The following is a 16,862-nucleotide window of genomic DNA, read 5'->3' as shown; positions in this document are numbered from 1 at the left end:
CTCGGACCGACCGTGCGGTTGCCGTCCCGGGTTCCGCTATCCGGCCGGGGCGCACAGCCGCGCCGACAGCTCCCAGAGTCCGCGGGCGACAGCCTCGTCGTGCGAGCGCGAATTGGATTCGACACGCTCGGGGGCGCCCCGCAGCTCGAACAGGCCACCGGGACCGTAGTACCCGCCGGGCTCGACGCCGGGCGCGGTGGCCGCGTACAGCAGCGGCAGCGCTCCGGTCTGCGGGGACTGCCCCACCAGCCGGTTCGCCACGCCCAGGAACACGTCCTGGATCGACTCGGTGTGTGACTGCAGGTTCGTCGAGGAGTATCCCGGGTGCGCGGCCACCGCCACGACCGGGGACTGCTGCTCGGTGAGCCGGCGCTGCAGCTCGTGGGTGAACAGCAGGTTGGCCAGCTTCGACTGCCCGTACGCCAGCCACCGGTCGTAGCGACGGTGCTCCCAGTTCAGGTCGTCGAGATCGATGCGGCCGATCCGGTGCATGCCGCTCGACATCGTCACCACGCGGTCGGTGACGCGCTCGCCCAGCAGGGCGGTGAGGGCGAAGTGGCCGAGGTGATTGGTTCCGATCTGCATCTCGAATCCGTCGACGGTGCGGCGCAGCGGTACTGCCATCACGCCGGCGTTGTTGACCAGCACGTCGACCTCGTCGACGTCCCCGGCGAATTCACGCACCGATGCCAGGTCGGCCAGATCGAGGCGCCGCACCCGCGCGTTGGGCCCGATCTCCCGGGCCACGGCCTCGCCCTTGGCCACGTTCCGGCACGCCAGCACCACCCGCGCCCCCGCGGCCCCGAGTGCGCGGGCCGCCACCTCGCCCAGGCCGCTGTTGGCGCCCGTCACCACGAAGGTGCGGCCGTCCTGCTTCGGGATGTCGCGTGTGGTCCAAGCCGTCATGTCGGCCACCCTACGGGGAACGGGACATCCGGGAAAGGAACCCGCTCGGCCACCCGCCCGGCGCCGACACGTCGCCGACACGTTCCCGAAACAGGCCGGCGATAGGGTCGCCTCGCTTCCGTCACCCGTCGCGCCGGAATTCCGAAGGGAGCAGTAGGAGGGGTCCCGTGCCGCCACGTCGCAGGTCGATACTGCTCGACCGGCTCGAATCCGGGACCCCCGGCCGTCCCCAGCAGGCCATCCTCGACGAACTGCGCCGCGTCATCCTCTCCGGCGCCGTCCCGCCGGGAACCCCCATCCCGGTACCCGAGGTGGCGGAACTGTTCGGCGTCAGCCGCATCCCGATCCGGGAATCGCTGAAAACCCTCATCGGCGAGGGACTCGTCGACCACCGGCGGAACCACGGATACACCGTCGCCCGGCTGACCGCCGCCGAACTCCGCGAGATGTATCTCGTGCGGGAAACCCTCGAGACGGCAGCACTGACGGCGGCGGTGGCGCTGGCCACCGAAGCCGATCACGCCCACGCCGCATGGGTCCACGCACGCCTCGAACGCGCCGTCGCCGACGACGATCCGCACACCTACCACCGCGAGAGCCGCGAGTTCCACCTGGCGCTGACCGGCCCGTCGCGCATGCACCGGCTGCTGCACATGCTCGAATCGGCTTGGAACATCACCGAACCCGTGCAACCGATGGTGCACGTGTCCGCGGTGCAGCGGACGGTTCTGCATGCCGAGCACGAGCGGATGCTGACCGCGTTCCTGGCCCGGGACACGGCGGGGCTCCTCGCCGCCGCCGACGCCCACAACCATCGGCTCGATTCCGTGATCGCGACGCTGCCCGCCGACGCCGGGTTGCTGACCCCGGAAGATATACCGATCGGGAAACCCACCGGCAACACCTGATCGTTACCGTTCACCTCATCGGAATTCACCACCGTCGCTGAGATTCCGGGTCCACTGCCTTCCTCGCGGACCTGCGCCGTGCCGAACCGATCGGCACCCCGCCGGTCGTCGACGTCCAGGAGTACCCATGACCGAATTGATCTCTCCCCGCCGTGATCTGCCGCGCGGCGCCGTGCTCGGCGCCGACGACCTCGTCGAAGCGGCGGGCCACCCCGTCGGCGGCGGGCTGGTCGAGCCGGACTACGACCCGCGGCTCACCAACGAGGACCTCGCCCCGCTGAAGAAGCAGAGCTGGGGCTCGTACAACATCTTCGCGTTCTGGATGTCCGACGTGCACAGCGTCGGGGGCTACGTCACCGCCGGCAGCCTCTTCGCCCTCGGCCTGGCCAGCTGGCAGGTGCTGGTGGCCCTGCTCGCCGGCATCACGATCGTCTACTTCTTCTGCAACCTCGTCGCCAAGCCCAGTCAGGTGACCGGCGTGCCCTATCCGGTGATCTGCCGCAGCGTCTTCGGGGTGCTCGGCGCGAACATACCCGCGATCATCCGCGGCCTGATCGCGGTGGCCTGGTACGGAATCCAGACGTTCCTCGCCTCGGCGGCGCTCGATGTGGTGCTGATCAAGCTGTTCCCGTCGCTGGCCCCGTACGCGGTGGTGGAGGACTACGGCTTCGCCGGACTCTCCGCCCTGGGCTGGGGCAGCTTCCTGACCCTGTGGGTCGTGCAGGCCTGCGTATTCTGGCGCGGCATGGAGTCGATCCGTAGGTTCATCGACTTCTGCGGTCCCGCAGTCTATGTCGTGATGTTCCTGCTGTGCGGCTACCTGATCTCCCAGGCCGGTTGGAGCGCAATCGATCTGAATCTCGGCTCGGTGACCTACACGGGCCTGGATGCGATTCCGGTGATGCTGGGCGCGATTGCGCTGGTGGTGTCCTACTTCTCCGGACCGATGCTGAACTTCGGCGATTTCTCCCGCTACGGAAAGTCCTTCGCCGCGGTGAAGAAAGGCAACCTCCTCGGCCTGCCGGTCAACTTCCTGGTGTTCTCACTACTCGTGGTGATCACCGCGTCGCTGACCCTGCCCGTGTACGGCGAGCTGATCACCGATCCCGTCGAAACGGTCGCCCGCATCGACTCGACCTTCGCGATCGTGCTCGGCGCCCTGACGTTCACCGTCGCCACCATCGGCATCAACATCGTCGCCAACTTCATCTCCCCCGCCTTCGACTTCTCCAACGTCAGCCCCCAGCGGATCAGCTGGCGCGCCGGCGGAATGATCGCCGCCGTCGGCTCGGTGCTGATCACCCCGTGGAACCTGTACAACAACCCCGATGTCATCCACTACACCCTCGAGACGCTCGGCGCATTCATCGGTCCGCTGTTCGGCATCCTGATCGCGGACTACTACCTGGTGCGGAGGCAGAAGGTGATCGTCGACGATCTGTTCACCATGTCCGAGCGCGGCGCGTACTGGTACCGCAAGGGCTACAACCCCGCCGCGGTGATCGCCACCGTCGTCGGCGCCGCCGTCGCGGTGATCCCGGTGCTGGTCAAGTCCGCGCCCGGCATGTACACCGCCGCGCAGTACAGCTGGTTCATCGGGTGCGGCCTCGGCCTGGCCGTCTACTACGTCCTCGCCACCCGCACCGCCCTCGCGGTCCGCGTCGGCGACGGTTCCGCCGAACCGGTGAGCGTGGGCTGATCGGAATGCGCATCAAGGTCGTCAACCCGAACACCACCCGGTCGATGACCGCCACCATCGAGGCGTGTGCCCGGGCCGTCGCCGGCCCGGGCACCGATGTCGAGGCGGTCAGCCCCACGATGGGTCCCGCCTCGATCGAGAGCCACTACGACGAGGCGCTCGCCGTACCGGGTGTGCTCGCCGAGATCGCCGCGGGCGAGGAGGCCGGCGTCGACGGATACGTCATCGCCTGTTTCGGCGACCCGGGGCTCGACGCAGCGCGGGAGATCGCCGCCGGACCCGTCGTCGGCATCGCGGAGGCCGCCATGCACGCGGCCGCGCTCCTGGGTCGTGGCTTCTCCGTCGTCACGACGCTGGGCCGGACCACCGGCCGGACGTGGGATCTGGCCGAACGGTACGGCCTGCGCCGGTCCTGCCTCGGCGTGCACGCGTGCGAGCTGCCGGTGCTGGACCTCGAGACCGATCCCGACGCCCGCAAGATCGTCACGGAGGCCTGTTTCGAGGCGCTCGACTCGGACGGCTCCGACGCCGTCGTGCTCGGGTGTGCCGGCATGGCCGACCTGTGCGCACACATCTCCGAGGAGCTCGGCGCCCCGGTCGTGGACGGGGTGGCCGCGGCGACGTTGTTCGTCCAGTCCCTGGTCACGCTGGGTCTGCGCACCGGCAAACGGGGCGAGTTCGCCGTCCCGCCGGCGAAGCCGTACGCGGGCCTGCTGGCGCCGTTCGCTAGAGCTCGAACCGCACGCCCGTGAGCTTCTCCGACAGCTCCCACAGTTGCCGGGCGGTGTCCGGATCTCCGGCGCGGCGGCTGTAGGCGGCCACGGTCGGCGGGCCGTACAGCTCGAAGAAGCGGTCCGGCCCGATGTAGCCGCCGGTCACCTCGGGATCGGCGGCGGCCACCACCACGGATTCGGCGCCCTGGGCCGGGGTGCGCTCGAGCACTCTCTTCCCGAGGCGGAACAACTGGTCGAACCACGTTCCGGTGTGCGTGCCGACGTCGGTGGCCGCGTAGCCCGGATGCGCGGCCACCGCCCGCAGCGGCGATCCGGCGGCCGCCAGCCGGCGCCCGAGCTCGAGGCTGAACATCAGGTTCGCCAGCTTCGATTCCGCGTAGGCCAGCGAGCGGCTGTAGTGCCGGCGGCGCTCCCAGTTCAGGTCGTCGAGATGGATGCGCCCGAACCGGTGACTCATGCTCGAGACGGTGACCACGCGGTCGGTGAGCCGATCGAGCAGCAGCCCGGTCAGCGCGAAGTGCCCGAGGTGGTTGGTGCCCATCTGCATCTCGAAGCCGTCCACCGTGCGGCTCAGCGGCACACCCATCACGCCGGCGTTGTTGACGAGCACGTCGACGGTCTCGATGCCCGACGCGAACTCCCGCACCGACGCCAGGTCGGCGAGATCGAGCCGGCGCACCTGCGCGTGCGGGCCGATATCCCGCGCGACCGCCTCGCCCCTGGCCACATTCCGGCACGCGAGCACCACGTCGGCACCGGCGGCACCGAGCGCCCGGGCGGTGGCCGCACCGAGGCCGCTGTTCGCGCCGGTCACCACGAAGGTGCGGCCCCGCAGGGTGCCGGGTGCCGGCGCGGAGAACCGTTCAGGCACCGATGGAGGACTTCATCATGGGCAGCATCGCCCACAGCTGGTCCTGCCAGTAACCCCACGTGTGGGTGCCGGCGGCCGGGAAGTCGAAGTGGGCGGAGTTGATGCCCAGGGTCGCCAACCGCACCTGGAACGCGCGGTTCTGCGCCAGGGCGAGCGCCTCGAGTCCCATCGCGTTACCCGTGTTGAACACCCCGATCGCGGAGTTCGGCCGGTCGTGCTGGCCGGGCAGGCCGCTGCCCGCGGAGATCCACATCGGCAGCCCCCGCATGCTGGGCGCGGCGACGAACGGGTCGTTGCGCAGCCACGCCGAGTTCCACGGCGGGCCCCACATCGAGTCGGCGTTGTAGCCGCCGGAGTCGATCATCGCGAGGCGGATCGCCTCCCGCATACCGGGCGCGGACAGGTTCAGGTAACCGGACATGGAACCGGCGAAGCGGAACTGGTCGCGGTGGTAGGCCGCGAGGATCAGCGCCGCGTTGCCTCCCATCGACAGGCCCACGATCGCGTTGCTGGAACGGTCGATGCCGTACGTACCGGCCAGGAAGTCCGGCAGGTTCTGGGTGAGGAAGGACTCCCACTTGTAGGTGTAGCGCTGGCCGTTGAGGTTGCTCGGCGCGTACCAGTCCGTGTAGAAGCTGGACTGGCCGCCGACCGGCATCACCACGTTGACGCCGTGATCCGACAGCCACGCGGCGTTCGTCTCGTGCTCCCAGCCGCTCACGTCGTTGGTGGCGCGCAGGCCGTCGAGCAGGTACATGGCCTTGTTGCTGCCGTTGTTCGCCAGCCAGATGCGGACCTTGATCTGGCCGACCCCGCCCGGCGCCGGCACCCAGTGCTCCCGCAGGCGGGAGTAGGGGTCCGCCGAGGCGGTGCCCGCGCCGGCGAAGGCCACCGCGAGCGGCAGCACGAGCGCCGCGATCAGGAATCGGACGAGCGCCCGAACCCCCCGACGTCCGGCCTTGGTTCTGGAAGTATGAGTCACACCAGGCTCCATCAGCACATCTGTAGCAACAACAACTGTGGCCCCGACAGTTACGCAACAACACGGTAGAGGTCCACGTCGGCCTGTACGAGGCTTGCACATAATCGTTATCGAGCAAAGCCGAACCGAAAGGCAGGCGCAATGAGCAGCGACCTCGGCAGGCGGCCGGTCACCGTCGGAATCGACGGCTCCGACGCCGCGAAACAGGCTGCGACCTGGTCCGCAGCCGTCGCCGCGCGGCTCGGCACGAACCTGCAGCTCGTCCATTCGCTGCCGGGACCCCGGAATTATTTCAGTGACGCCGCGCTGCGCGCGCGGACCGAATACACCCAGCGCCTCGCCGAAATCGGCCGTGAACTGCTCGACGACACCGCGGCCGCGCTGCACCGGCAGCACCCGGATCTCGAGGTGGTCACAACCGTCGATGACGGCCCACCCGACCTGGCGCTGCTCGAACACGGCGACCGCAGCCGGATGCTCGTGCTCGGAGCCACCGGCACGGGTGCGCTCGGTTCGCTGCTCACCGGCTCCACCGCGCTGCGGGTCGCCAACCGGTCCACCTGCCCGGTCGTCCTCTGGCGGGGCGATCCGGTCCCCGAACCGGGCACGGACCGCCGGCCGGTGCTGGTCGGCATCGACGGCAGCGAGGACGCCGGCCCGGTGGTCACCGCCGCGTTCGACATGGCCGCGGCGCTCGGGGTCGGCGTCCTCGCCGCGCACGCGTGGGGTGCCGGGGAGGTGGCGGGCCGCACCTCGGCGCTCGAACTGATCGACTGGGCAGTCGTCGAGGCCGAGGAGACCGCGTTGCTGTCCGAGTGCATCGCCGGGCAGCGCGAGCGGTACCCGGACGTGCCGGTCACCGAGATCGTCGAGCAGATCGGCGCCCGGCACCTGCTGCTGCGACTGGCGACGCACGCTCAGTTGAGCGTCGTCGGCAGCCACGGCCGGGGACTGCTCGGCGGCCTGCTCCTGGGCTCGACGAGTCAGGCGCTGCTGCACCACGCGCCGTGCCCGACCATGATCTGCCGTCCGGGGGTGTGACGATGCTGCGCGGATCGATCCGGCTCGGCCGGGTCGCGGGGATAGAGATCCGGGCCCACTGGTCGCTGCTCGCGACGCTCGGGCTGCTGTCGTGGCTGCTTGCCGGGGCGATCCTGCCCGCCCGGATCAGCGGTCCGAGCCCCGCACAGTTCTGGATCGCGGGCGTCGCCGCGGCGGTGGGCCTGCTGGTGTCGCTGCTCGCCCACGAACTTGCGCACTCGGTGGTGGCGGGCCGCTACGGAGTCGGGGTGGACGGGATCACGCTGTGGCTGCTCGGCGGCGTCTCCGAGCTGCGCGACGAACCCCCGAACCCGAAAGCCGATCTGCGTATCGCGCTGGCCGGACCGCTCACGAGCGTCGGGATCGGCGTCGTCGCGCTGGCGGCGGCCTCGTTCCTCGGCCCGCCCGTCCCGGAGCTGGTGACCGCGACGATCGGCTGGCTCGGCGCGACCAACCTGGTGCTGGCCGTGTTCAACCTGTTGCCGGGTGCGCCGCTGGACGGGGGACGGGTCGTGCGGGCGGTGCTGTGGCGCCGCACCGGCGACCGCCTCGCGGCCGCGAGCGGCGCCGCGCGCTCCGGCCGCGCGGTGGGGCTGGCGCTGATCCTGCTCGGCGCCGCCGAGACGCTCGCCCTCGGCAGCGCGGGCGGCCTGTGGCTGATGCTCCTCGGCTGGTTCCTGCGGACCGCGGCCAACGCCGAGCTCGCGAACGCGTCGCTACGGCATCAGCTCGGCGACACCCGGATCGGCGACGTCATGACGCCGTCGCCGGTGGCCGCCCCCGCGCGCTGGAGCGTGGCGCAGCTCCTCGCCGTCGCGGCCCGCGGCTCGCACCACCGGGTCTTCCCCGTCGTCGACGACGGCCACCGGCCCACCGGGGTGGTGTCGCTGTCCGACCTGACGCCCGTCCCGGAGGGCGAGCGCACGGTCGTCGCGGTCTCGGACCGGGCCCGGCCGCTGCCCGCGGCGGCGCGGGTGCCCGCCGACGCGTCGCTCGCCGAGGTCGCGAGCCGGGTGCTGCTGCGGCCGGGGCTCGACCTCGTGGCCGTCGTGTCGGGCGAACGACTGGTCGGCATCGTCACGGCGACGGACCTGGTGCGGGCCTGCGATCGCAGCGCGCTGGGCCTGCCCATCCGCCGCACACCGCCGCCGGACGAGCAGACCCGACCCGGGTATCCCTAGTCGCGCCGGACCACGAGCAGCGGGCACGGCGTCGTGTGCAGCAGCGCCCGGCTCGTCGAGCCGAGCAGCATGCCCTCGAAGCCGCCGCGGCCGCGGCTGCCGACGACGAGCAGCCGGGCGTTCTCCGCCCGCTCGAGCAGGTGGCGCACCGGGCGGTCCCGCACGACGACCCGTTCCACGTCGACGTTCGGATAGTCCTGCGTGCGGCCGGCGAGGGACTCGGCGAGCACGACGCTCTCCTGCTGGTCGACGTCCTCCCAGGTGGCTCCGGGCGTGCCGGCGACGACGTCGACGAGGTCTCGGTCGGACCATGCGTGCACCGCCACCAGCGGCGCCTTGTAGCGGTCTGCGGCCTCGAACGCGACGTCGAGGGCGTGCAGGCTCGCCGGCGAGCCGTCGACACCGACCACGACGGGGCCGTCCGCGCCCCGTCCGCTCTCGTCGGGCCCGGGGATCACCGCGACGGGACAGTGCGCGTGCGCGACCACCGCGGAGGTCACCGATCCGACCAGTCCGCCGGTGAACTCGCCGAGACCGCGCCGGCCGAGGACGAGCATCCGTGCCCGACCGGAATACCCGAGCAGCGCCTGTGCGGCCACCAGGCTCGACTGTTCGGTGCGTACGGACAGCTCGGGGTGCTCGCGTTCCACGGTCTCCGCGGCGGACGCCAGGTTCCGTCGCGCGGTGAATCGCAGTTCGTCGACGAACGGCGACGAGGCGCCGATCCCGCCGGCGTTCGCGCTGGAGACGAGCAGCAGCGGCACCCCCGTGGAGACGGCCTCGCCGGCCGCCCACCGCAGCGCGGCGCGCGCCGGCGCCGATCCGTCGACCCCGACCACGATCGGCGCATCATTCATCGCCCGCTCCTTGTCCCGTTCCGTCCGGTTCTTCCGCCACCAGTGTCGCCATCCTGCGGTCGCCGCGCGGTCGGTTGGCGGAAACAGTTACCGTGCGGGTGTGCGCCGTGCCCCGCTGCCCGTCCGCGACGGCCTGAATCCGACCCGCCTGCGCCTGCCCGACGGCGGCTCCTGGGCGACGGTGGCGGAGTTTCTGCTGGCGCGCTTCCCCGCCGACGCGGCGCGCGTGCAGGAGAAGGTCGCGGCCGGTGAGGTCGTCGACGGTGCCGGCGCGGCGATCACCGGGAACACCCCGTACGCGGCAGGCCGATTCGTGTACTTGTACCGCGATCCGCCGGTCGAGGAGCGGGTGCCGTTCGAGATCGATGTCCTGCATCGCGACGAGCATCTGCTGGTGGTGGACAAGCCGCACTTCCTGGCGACGACACCGCGTGGGTCGTGGGTGGCCGAGACGGCGCTGGTGCGGCTGCGCCGGGAACTCGACCTGCCGGAGCTGAGCCCGGCCCATCGGCTCGATCGACTCACGGCGGGCGTGCTGGTCTTCACCGTCCACGCCGGTGCGCGCCGGGCCTACCAGTCGCTCTTCGATGCCCGCCGGGTCGACAAGGAGTACGAGGCCGTGGCCCGGCACGTGCCCGGGATGCGGTTTCCGCGCGAGGTGCGCAGCCGCATCGTCAAGGAGCGCGGCGTGTTGCAGGCGCGGGAGGTGCGGGGTGAGATCAACGCCCTCAGCCGCGTCGAACTGCTCGAAACGGACGCCGGGCTGGGCCGTTACCGGTTGCTGCCCCGCACCGGCAAGACGCACCAGTTGCGCGTGCACATGAATTCGCTCGGCCTGCCGATCCTCGGGGACAACCTGTATCCCGATGTATATGACGTTGCGCCCCAAGACTATTCACGACCACTGCAGTTGCTGGCCCGCGCCGTGGAGTTCGACGATCCGTATACAGGTCGACGGACCCGCTTCGCCAGCGCCCGAAACCTGGCAGCATGGAGGCACAGCACACCAGGACCCCGTTGATCGCACGGGCTCACGTCTTGGAGGACCCCATGGATAACGGCACCGTCTCGCGCACCTACGACGGCCGCGTCGCCCTGCGCTTCCAGCACGCCTTCGCCCATCCCCCGGACCGCGTATGGCGGGTCATCACCGACCCCGAGTACCTACGCGCCTGGTTCCCGGCCCGCGTAGAACTGGATCTCACCCCCGGTGCCCAGCTCGTCTTCCATGCCACCGAGCAGCAGGCCGAGCGCCTCGGGCTGCCCGCCGACCACACCGCCACGGGGACCGTCATCTCCGTGCATCCCGGGCGCATCCTCGAGTACATGTGGGACGCCGAGGTCCTGCACTGGGAACTGGTGCCGGACGGGTCCGGGGGCTGCTGGCTGACGCTCACGCACACCGTCGAGGACGAGGACTCGGCCTACGCGCACGGCGCCGACTGGCACGCCGGGTTCGAGGTGCTCGAGGCCCAGCTGGAGGGCCGGGACGTGAACTGGTCGCCGTGGGAACGCGCCCGGGAACTCGCCGACAAGTACCGCAACCCGTCCGACTGATCCCACTCGTCCGGTTGCCGGCGGCTATCCGTCCCGTCCGCTCCGGTCGACGAAGACCTCGTCGACCGGACGTCGCGACGTGGTGGGCAGTCCCCGCGCGCTGCGGGCCCCCAACCGGATCACCACCTGGGGAAATCCCGCGACCTCCCCGGTCCGCGCCGTCGCCGTGCGCACGATGCCGCGGCTGGCCTCGATCTCCGTCACGTGGGTGAGCGGGCACGTCGCCAGATGCGCCGCGGTGGCCTCGAGCAGTACCGCGGACATCGCCTCCCCCGCCCGCAGCCAGTCGATCCGCTCGTCGGCCCGGGTGCTGAGCACCGCCAGCGCCGACGCGTCCGCCTTCGGCTGCGCAGTGTCCAGAGTTCCTGCGCCCGTGGGGAACCGCCGTCCCACATCGATGTCCCCGGCGGCCTCGTCGTCGAGCAGCGCGGACGCCGGCACGCCCGTGTCGCCGGGCTCCGCGCGACCGGTCCACCAGGCCAGCTCCTGCCGGTATGCCTCGTCGCCCTCGCGGATCGCCGCGCTCAGTTCCGACGCCCGCGCGAGGTCCGAGCGGGCCTCGGCGTCGAGGATCGACAGCGACGCCCCCTCCCGGCGGGCGGCGTTCTCCAGATCCACCAGGCTCTCGCGCAGGGTCGTGGGCGCCGCGAACGGCCGCCGGTCGGTGTGCCGGGCGCCGATCGCGAGGGCGAGGGCGGCGTCACGGGCGTCGACCGTGTGGGGCCGGTCGAAGTCGAGAACGGCCAGCAGGTCCGGTCGCGACGGATCCGGAAGCCGGGTCACGGTGGGGATCCACGACGCGGCGGACAGCGCGACGCGGGCGTGGTGCAGCGCCGCCCCGCAGCCGAGAACCAGCTGCCGGCCGCTCGGATCGGTGTGGCCGAGCATGCGCTCGGCGACGGCATACAGTTCGAGCCGTTCGCCCGTCCACTCCCAACGCCACGGCTGGCTGTTGTGCAGGGATGGCGCCCGGCACGCCGACTCGACCGCATCCCGGATCGCCGCGGTGTCCGGCCGGATCTCAGTAACCATCGTTGTCTCTCCCCCAGCCGCTCGACTCGACCGCATGCCGCTCCACGGACTCGACGATCTGCGCGGCCCAGGTCCCGATCGCGTCCCAGTCCCGGAAGTCTCCGGTGCGTCCTCCGGTCATGCGGGCAACCACGCGTTCGCCGGCGCCGAGCACCTCCGGATCCAGTTTCCCGGCGAACATCCGGTGCTCGCGCGCGCCCGTGCGCTCCGTCGCCAGGGAGGCGTCGTACGGCCTGTTCACGGGGCGGTCCTGGTCGCCGATCGGGCCCGAGGAGAACAGGAACACGGCGCGCTCCCGCAGCGCGCCGGCGTGCCGATCGACGAAGGTCTTGGCGGGATGCAACCAGTGCCCGAGGTAGACGGCGCTGCCGAGGACCACCGCGTCGTAGCCGTCCACGGCGTCGACCTGCTCGGGCGCGACGACGTCGACGTGCGCTCCCTTGTCGCGCAGGGCGGCCGCGAGCGCCGTGGCGATCTCCGTGGTGGAGCCGTGCCTGCTCGCCGCCGTCACCAGAATCCTCATCTGTGTCCTCCCCGGCCCAGGTTATTCGATGATCGCCCGACGGGCACGCGGTCGGACAGAGTCGAAGGGCCCCGCTCCCGGGCCGGCCGCAGCCGGGCCGTTGCGGCGATCACGTGCGACGGGCACAGGTCGGCGCCGGGGTGGCAGAGTGGTCTGACGAACGCCGCCGACGAGTGCGACGAGGACACGCAGGGCAACCGCCGGAACAGGAGTCGGATCGCATGACCACGCCGCCCAGGATCGACGCGGTTCAGGAATCGGAACGCAAGTACGCGGTCGGGCACGCGCAGCAGCTGCCGGACCTGTCGGGCCTGCCCGGCGTCGCCGGACACCCCGAACCCGACCTTCAGCAGCTGTCGGCGCGGTACTACGACACCGACGATCTGCGACTGCTGCGCGCCGGGATCACCCTGCGCCGCCGCGAGGGGGGTCACGACGCCGGCTGGCACGTGAAGCTCCCGGCCGGCACGGACACCCGGACCGAGGTGCGCTTCCCCCTCGGCGACGACACCGCCCGGCCACCGGCCGAACTGCTCGCCCTCCTGCACGGGGTGCGCCGTGCGCGTCCCGTCGCGCTCGCGGCGGTGCTGAACACGCAGCGGTGGCGCCACCGCCTGATCGACGACGAGGGGCGGGCCCTCGCCGAGATCGTCGTCGACGACGTCGTCGCGACCCGAGGGGAGGGCAGCGAGCCGCAGCGGTGGCGCGAGATCGAGGTCGAGCTCGCCTCGGCCGGAACCGATCTGCTCGATGTCGTCGAGGATCGGCTGACCGCCGCCGGAATCGAGCGCGCCCCGAATCCCTCCAAGCTGCATCGGGCGCTCGCCGATCTGCTGCCCACCGAGGAGCCGGTGCCCGGCCCGGCCGGGCACCTGCGCGACTACCTGCGCGGCGAGCTGCGCACCCTCGAGCTCGCCGAGATCGGCGTGCGCCGGGACGCCCCGGACGCCGTCCACAGCATGCGCAAGGCCCTGCGCCGGATCCGCAGTGCCCTGCAGACGTATGCGGGAACCTTCGCGATCGACGACAGCCTGGTCGACGAACTACGTTGGACGGGAAGGAAACTCAGCCCCTCGCGCGACCTCGAGGTGCAGTGGGAGCGCATCGTGGACCGCGTCGGGGAGGTGCCCGTGGAAGCGCAGCGCGAGGCCATCCGCGCCCGCGTCGACGAGTACTTCTCCGCCCGGTCGGACGCGGCCCGGCTCGAGGCCGTCGGCACCCTCGACTCGGACCGCTACGCGGCCCTGCTGGGTTCGCTCGACGCACTGATCGACGGGCTGGCGAGGGGGGCAGTCGGATCCGGTCCAGGCGAACAGCGACGAGAGGTTCGCCCGAAGGACCTCGACCGCGCCCTCGCCCGCCTCGCGAAGAAGGTCTCGCGCCGGGTCCGCAACGCCGGGGAGGCAGCCACGCACGCCGAGCGGGACGAACTCGTCCATCGGGCCCGCAAGGGCGCCAAGCGGATGCGCTACGCCATCGAGGTGCTGCGGCCGCTGCATCGCAAGCGCGCCCAGCGCGCCCTCGATCATTTCGACGACTTCCAGGATCTGCTCGGCGAATTCCAGGACTCGGTGGTCGCCCGCGAGCACCTGCTCGACATGGTCTCCGAGCAGGACCACACCGCCGAGTCGAGCTTCGGCCTCGGGATCGCCTACCAGCGCGAACTCGAGATCGGTGAAGCGCAGGTCGCGCAGCTCGAACGCGCGTGGAAGCGGGCGCGGCGGGCGGCGAAACCGCTGTGGAAGTGAACCACTGCCGACCGTGTCCTTGTCCCCTGGCCGACCACCGCCGAGAAAGGGCATGCTGAGCCCGGACGACGGAAGGAGGCGCGCATGAGCACCCCTGGAGAGATGCGAGCATGGCGTGTCGACATCCCACGCCCCGCGGCGGAGCATCCGCTGCGACCGGTCCGGGAACCGATTCCCGAACCGGCGCCCGGGGAACTGCTGGTGCGTGTCCTCGCGTGCGGGGTGTGCCGTACCGACCTGCACGTGAGCGAGGGCGACCTGCCGGTGCACCGGCCGCACGTCGTCCCCGGCCACGAGGTCGTCGGCGAGGTGGTCGGTGGCGACCTCGGCGAGCACCGGGTAGGCGACCGGGTGGGCATCCCGTGGCTGCGCAGCACGTGCGGCCGGTGCCGGTACTGCCTGCGCGGGGACGAGAACCTGTGCCCGAACTCCACCTACACGGGCTGGGACGCGGACGGCGGTTACGCCGAATATGCCACCGTCCCTTCCGCTTTCGCACTGCCGCTGCCGTCCGGGTACGCCGACGCGGAACTCGCCCCCCTGCTGTGCGCCGGCATCATCGGCTATCGGGCGCTGCTGCGCGCCGAGGTTCCGGACGGCGGCGTGCTCGGCCTGTACGGCTTCGGCGGCAGCGCCCACCTCGCCGCGCAGGTCGCCCTCGCCCGGGGCGCCCGCGTGCACGTCATGACCCGCGGCAAGACCGCCCGGCGGCTCGCCCTCGAACTCGGCGCGGCCTCCGCGCAGGGCGCATACGACGAGCCGCCCGAGCCGCTGAACTCGGCGATCCTGTTCGCCCCCGCCGGGGAACTGGTGCCCACCGCTCTCGCCGCACTGGACGCCGGCGGCACGCTCGCCGTCGCCGGCATCCACCTCAGCGACGTGCCCCCGCTGAACTACCAGCAGCACCTGTTCCGCGAACGCCAGGTGCGCAGCGTCACGGCCAACACCCGCTCCGACGCACACGAGTTCCTCGGCTTCGCGAACGAACACCGCCTGCGCGTCACCACCACCGCGTACGGGCTCGACCGTGCCGACCGCGCGCTCGAGGACCTGTCCGCGGGGCGTTTCGGCGGCGCGGCGGTCCTGGTTCCGTGAAACACTCGACATGCGCCCCCGAGCGCGGAGAATGCACCGAGAAGGAGTTCGAATGAGCACACTTGCCAACCGGAATGCCGTCGTAGCGGGCGTGGACGGTTCCGCCGTCGCCACGAGTGCGGCCCGGTGGGCGGCCGCCCTCGCCGCTCGTCTCGGCGCGCCCCTGCACCTGGTGCACTCGCTGCCCAGCGAGGGCATCTTCTACAGCGAGGCCGCGGTGCTCATCCAGGCGCAGATGGTCGACCAGCTCCGGGAGGACGGCGAAGCGATCCTGTCGAACGTCACCGACGTGGTCCGCTCCGACCATCCGGATCTCGAGGTGCAGAGCTTCATCGGTCCGGGCCCCGCCGCCAACTCGCTGCTCGAGGCCGCCGAGGACGCCCGCCTCGTGGTGATGGGCGCCACCGGCGCCAACGCCGTGGAGAACTTCCTGCTCGGCTCGACCGTGCTGCGCGTGGCCAACCACGCCCCGTGCCCGGTGGTGGTGTGGCGCGGCGACACAGCACGACCGCTGCCGGACACCCGGCCCATCGTCGTCGGCGTCGACGGCAGCGAGCTGTCGACGGCCGCGGTCGGGCACGCCTTCGAGTACGCCTCGCTGTTCGGTGTGCCGCTGGTCGCGGTGCACTCCTGGATCGGGGACGCCGCCCTCGGCGTCGGCACGGTCGCGACGCTGGTGGACTGGGAGGCGGTGGGTGAGTCCGAATCCGCGGTCCTGTCCGAGACTCTCGCCGGCTGGCACGAGAAGTTCCCCGACGTGGAGGTCCGCCGCGTCGTGGACCGGGGCCCCATCGCGAAGGTGATCCTGCGCCAGCTCGAGGACGCACAGCTCGTCGTGGTGGGCAGCCACGGCCGCAGCCAGTTCACCGGCGCACTGCTCGGGTCGGTGAGCCAGAACCTGCTGCACAACGCGCCCTGCCCGATCATGATCAGCCGCAAGAAATGACAACCGGCCGGTGCCGCCCGTCGCCGGGCGGCACCGGCTCAGGCCGTCACGGTCCCGAACGCCATACCCACCGCGTACGTCACGATCATCGCGAGCGCACCGCCGATCACCACGCGGGACGTCGCCCGGCCGCGGCGCGCGCCGCCGAGCCACGCGCTGACCGAACCCGTCAGGGCCAGCGCCACGAGCACCGACACGAACGTGACGGGGATCCGCAAGCTCGCCGGGGGCAGCACGATCACGAGCAGCGGCACGAGGGCGCCGACGGTGAACGAGACCGCCGACGACAACGCCGCGGCCCACGGATTGGCCAGCGCCTCGGGATCGATGCCGAGTTCGACCTCGGCGTGCGCGGCCAGCGCGTCGCGCTTGGTCATCTCCTTCGCCGCGGAGCGCGCCGTCGCCCTCGACATCCCCTTGCCCTCGAGCAGCGCGGTCAGCTCCTCGAGTTCGGCGTCCGGCATCTCCTCGAGCTCGCGACGTTCCTTGTGCAGCAGCGCCCGCTCGGTGTCACGCTGCGTGCTGACCGACACGTACTCCCCCAGGGCCATCGACACCGCGCCGGCCGCGAGCCCGGCGAAACCCGCTGTGAGGATCGTCGATTCGTCGGTGGTGGCGGCGGCCACACCGACGACGAGGCCGGCCGTGGAGACGATTCCGTCGTTCGCGCCCATCACGCCGGCGCGCAGCCAGTTCAGTTTCGCCGAGATGCCTCCGGAGTGCGGCTCGACGTCGGCGTGATTGAGGGAAGGATCGGTCGACATGCCGCCAGGCTAGGGCGA

Annotated in this window: 17 protein-coding genes; 10 read left to right on the top strand and 7 right to left on the bottom strand. The window is 71.5% G+C overall.

Going from position 1 to position 16,862, the window contains the following annotated elements:
* Nucleotides 1-36: 36 nt before the first annotated feature.
* Nucleotides 37-906, bottom strand: coding sequence for an oxidoreductase (locus HFP48_RS06595; protein WP_168579252.1), 870 nt, complete (start codon nt 904-906; stop codon nt 37-39).
* Between the two features lie 167 nt (nt 907-1,073).
* Between HFP48_RS06595 and HFP48_RS06590 the strand changes: the two genes are divergently transcribed.
* The 3 genes from HFP48_RS06590 (at nt 1,074) to HFP48_RS06580 (ending at nt 4,265) form a co-directional block, all read left to right on the top strand.
* Nucleotides 1,074-1,814 carry a GntR family transcriptional regulator gene (locus tag HFP48_RS06590; protein WP_168579251.1) on the top strand — a complete coding sequence of 247 codons (741 nt, stop codon included), beginning with the start codon at nt 1,074-1,076 and terminating at the stop codon, nt 1,812-1,814.
* Between the two features lie 127 nt (nt 1,815-1,941).
* Nucleotides 1,942-3,513 (top strand): NCS1 family nucleobase:cation symporter-1, encoded by a 1,572-nt coding sequence (locus HFP48_RS06585; RefSeq protein WP_065922953.1) that lies wholly within the window; start codon nt 1,942-1,944, stop codon nt 3,511-3,513.
* A gap of 5 nt (nt 3,514-3,518) precedes the next feature.
* Nucleotides 3,519-4,265, top strand: a complete 747-nt coding sequence (locus HFP48_RS06580; RefSeq protein WP_050034687.1) for an aspartate/glutamate racemase family protein — start codon at nt 3,519-3,521, stop codon at nt 4,263-4,265.
* Here the strand turns inward: HFP48_RS06580 and HFP48_RS06575 are convergent.
* On the bottom strand, nt 4,240-5,118 hold the full coding sequence (locus HFP48_RS06575) for an oxidoreductase (protein WP_065922954.1): 879 nt from the start codon (nt 5,116-5,118) through the stop codon (nt 4,240-4,242). The two genes, HFP48_RS06580 and HFP48_RS06575, sit on opposite strands and share 26 nt — an antisense overlap.
* Nucleotides 5,111-6,100, bottom strand: coding sequence for an alpha/beta hydrolase family protein (locus HFP48_RS06570; protein WP_006946930.1), 990 nt, complete (start codon nt 6,098-6,100; stop codon nt 5,111-5,113). The genes HFP48_RS06575 and HFP48_RS06570 overlap by 8 nt, the downstream gene beginning before the upstream one ends.
* A gap of 141 nt (nt 6,101-6,241) precedes the next feature.
* Here HFP48_RS06570 and HFP48_RS06565 point away from each other — a divergent pair, with 141 nt between their 5' ends.
* A complete protein-coding gene (locus HFP48_RS06565) occupies nt 6,242-7,141 on the top strand; it encodes a universal stress protein (protein WP_168579250.1) in 900 nt (299 codons plus the stop codon).
* Between the two features lie 2 nt (nt 7,142-7,143).
* Nucleotides 7,144-8,322, top strand: a complete 1,179-nt coding sequence (locus HFP48_RS06560; RefSeq protein WP_168579249.1) for a site-2 protease family protein — start codon at nt 7,144-7,146, stop codon at nt 8,320-8,322.
* On the opposite strand, the gene HFP48_RS06555 is transcribed toward HFP48_RS06560, so the two are convergent.
* Complete coding sequence (locus tag HFP48_RS06555; RefSeq protein ID WP_050034685.1) at nt 8,319-9,179, bottom strand: universal stress protein; 861 nt, start codon at nt 9,177-9,179, stop codon at nt 8,319-8,321. The two genes, HFP48_RS06560 and HFP48_RS06555, sit on opposite strands and share 4 nt — an antisense overlap.
* Nucleotides 9,180-9,279: 100 nt before the next feature.
* On the opposite strand from HFP48_RS06555, the gene HFP48_RS06550 reads away from it, so the two are divergent.
* Together HFP48_RS06550 and HFP48_RS06545 are read left to right on the top strand one after the other, a co-directional pair.
* Entirely contained in the window at nt 9,280-10,200 is a 921-nt protein-coding gene (locus tag HFP48_RS06550; RefSeq protein ID WP_168579248.1) for a pseudouridine synthase, read from the top strand.
* Nucleotides 10,201-10,229: 29 nt separating this feature from the next.
* On the top strand, nt 10,230-10,736 hold the full coding sequence (locus HFP48_RS06545) for an SRPBCC domain-containing protein (RefSeq protein ID WP_006946948.1): 507 nt from the start codon (nt 10,230-10,232) through the stop codon (nt 10,734-10,736).
* Nucleotides 10,737-10,760: 24 nt separating this feature from the next.
* On the opposite strand, the gene HFP48_RS06540 is transcribed toward HFP48_RS06545, so the two are convergent.
* Together HFP48_RS06540 and HFP48_RS06535 are read right to left on the bottom strand one after the other, a co-directional pair.
* Entirely contained in the window at nt 10,761-11,768 is a 1,008-nt protein-coding gene (locus HFP48_RS06540; protein ID WP_044476558.1) for a nitroreductase family protein, read from the bottom strand.
* Nucleotides 11,758-12,291 carry a flavodoxin domain-containing protein gene (locus HFP48_RS06535; RefSeq protein WP_006946953.1) on the bottom strand — a complete coding sequence of 178 codons (534 nt, stop codon included), beginning with the start codon at nt 12,289-12,291 and terminating at the stop codon, nt 11,758-11,760. The genes HFP48_RS06540 and HFP48_RS06535 overlap by 11 nt, the downstream gene beginning before the upstream one ends.
* A gap of 221 nt (nt 12,292-12,512) precedes the next feature.
* Between HFP48_RS06535 and HFP48_RS06530 the strand changes: the two genes are divergently transcribed.
* From HFP48_RS06530 to HFP48_RS06520, 3 genes are all read left to right on the top strand, one after another.
* Entirely contained in the window at nt 12,513-14,039 is a 1,527-nt protein-coding gene (locus HFP48_RS06530) for a CYTH and CHAD domain-containing protein (protein ID WP_168579247.1), read from the top strand.
* A 102-nt stretch (nt 14,040-14,141) separates the two neighbouring features.
* The gene (locus HFP48_RS06525) at nt 14,142-15,134 is read left to right on the top strand and encodes a zinc-binding alcohol dehydrogenase family protein (RefSeq protein WP_168580529.1); all 993 of its coding nucleotides are present in this window, start codon (nt 14,142-14,144) and stop codon (nt 15,132-15,134) included.
* Nucleotides 15,135-15,186: 52 nt separating this feature from the next.
* The gene (locus HFP48_RS06520) at nt 15,187-16,080 is read left to right on the top strand and encodes a universal stress protein (RefSeq protein ID WP_044476559.1); all 894 of its coding nucleotides are present in this window, start codon (nt 15,187-15,189) and stop codon (nt 16,078-16,080) included.
* 38 nt (nt 16,081-16,118) lie between these two features.
* Here the strand turns inward: HFP48_RS06520 and HFP48_RS06515 are convergent, their stop codons facing one another.
* Entirely contained in the window at nt 16,119-16,844 is a 726-nt protein-coding gene (locus tag HFP48_RS06515; protein ID WP_006946958.1) for a VIT family protein, read from the bottom strand.
* Nucleotides 16,845-16,862 lie beyond the last annotated feature (18 nt).

It is taken from the genome of Rhodococcus sp. DMU1 (assembly GCF_012272955.1).
GTDB classification, from domain to species: domain Bacteria; phylum Actinomycetota; class Actinomycetes; order Mycobacteriales; family Mycobacteriaceae; genus Rhodococcus; species Rhodococcus aetherivorans.
Note: the sequence above shows the minus strand (reverse complement) of the source record. Positions and strands in the feature narration are given on the sequence as shown.

What these genes read in the sequence shown, in the direction of transcription:
- HFP48_RS06520 (WP_044476559.1), top strand. Translation starts at nt 15,187, where the DNA reads ATGAGCACACTTGCCAACCGGAATGCCGTCGTAGCGGGCGTGGACGGT.
- HFP48_RS06530 (WP_168579247.1), top strand. Translation starts at nt 12,513, where the DNA reads ATGACCACGCCGCCCAGGATCGACGCGGTTCAGGAATCGGAACGCAAG.
- HFP48_RS06565 (WP_168579250.1), top strand. Translation starts at nt 6,242, where the DNA reads ATGAGCAGCGACCTCGGCAGGCGGCCGGTCACCGTCGGAATCGACGGC.
- HFP48_RS06525 (WP_168580529.1), top strand. Translation starts at nt 14,142, where the DNA reads ATGCGAGCATGGCGTGTCGACATCCCACGCCCCGCGGCGGAGCATCCG.
- HFP48_RS06555 (WP_050034685.1), bottom strand. Translation starts at nt 9,179, where the DNA reads ATGAATGATGCGCCGATCGTGGTCGGGGTCGACGGATCGGCGCCGGCG.
- HFP48_RS06540 (WP_044476558.1), bottom strand. Translation starts at nt 11,768, where the DNA reads ATGGTTACTGAGATCCGGCCGGACACCGCGGCGATCCGGGATGCGGTC.
- HFP48_RS06585 (WP_065922953.1), top strand. Translation starts at nt 1,942, where the DNA reads ATGACCGAATTGATCTCTCCCCGCCGTGATCTGCCGCGCGGCGCCGTG.
- HFP48_RS06580 (WP_050034687.1), top strand. Translation starts at nt 3,519, where the DNA reads ATGCGCATCAAGGTCGTCAACCCGAACACCACCCGGTCGATGACCGCC.
- HFP48_RS06535 (WP_006946953.1), bottom strand. Translation starts at nt 12,291, where the DNA reads ATGAGGATTCTGGTGACGGCGGCGAGCAGGCACGGCTCCACCACGGAG.
- HFP48_RS06595 (WP_168579252.1), bottom strand. Translation starts at nt 906, where the DNA reads ATGACGGCTTGGACCACACGCGACATCCCGAAGCAGGACGGCCGCACC.
- HFP48_RS06560 (WP_168579249.1), top strand. Translation starts at nt 7,144, where the DNA reads ATGCTGCGCGGATCGATCCGGCTCGGCCGGGTCGCGGGGATAGAGATC.
- HFP48_RS06515 (WP_006946958.1), bottom strand. Translation starts at nt 16,844, where the DNA reads ATGTCGACCGATCCTTCCCTCAATCACGCCGACGTCGAGCCGCACTCC.
- HFP48_RS06545 (WP_006946948.1), top strand. Translation starts at nt 10,230, where the DNA reads ATGGATAACGGCACCGTCTCGCGCACCTACGACGGCCGCGTCGCCCTG.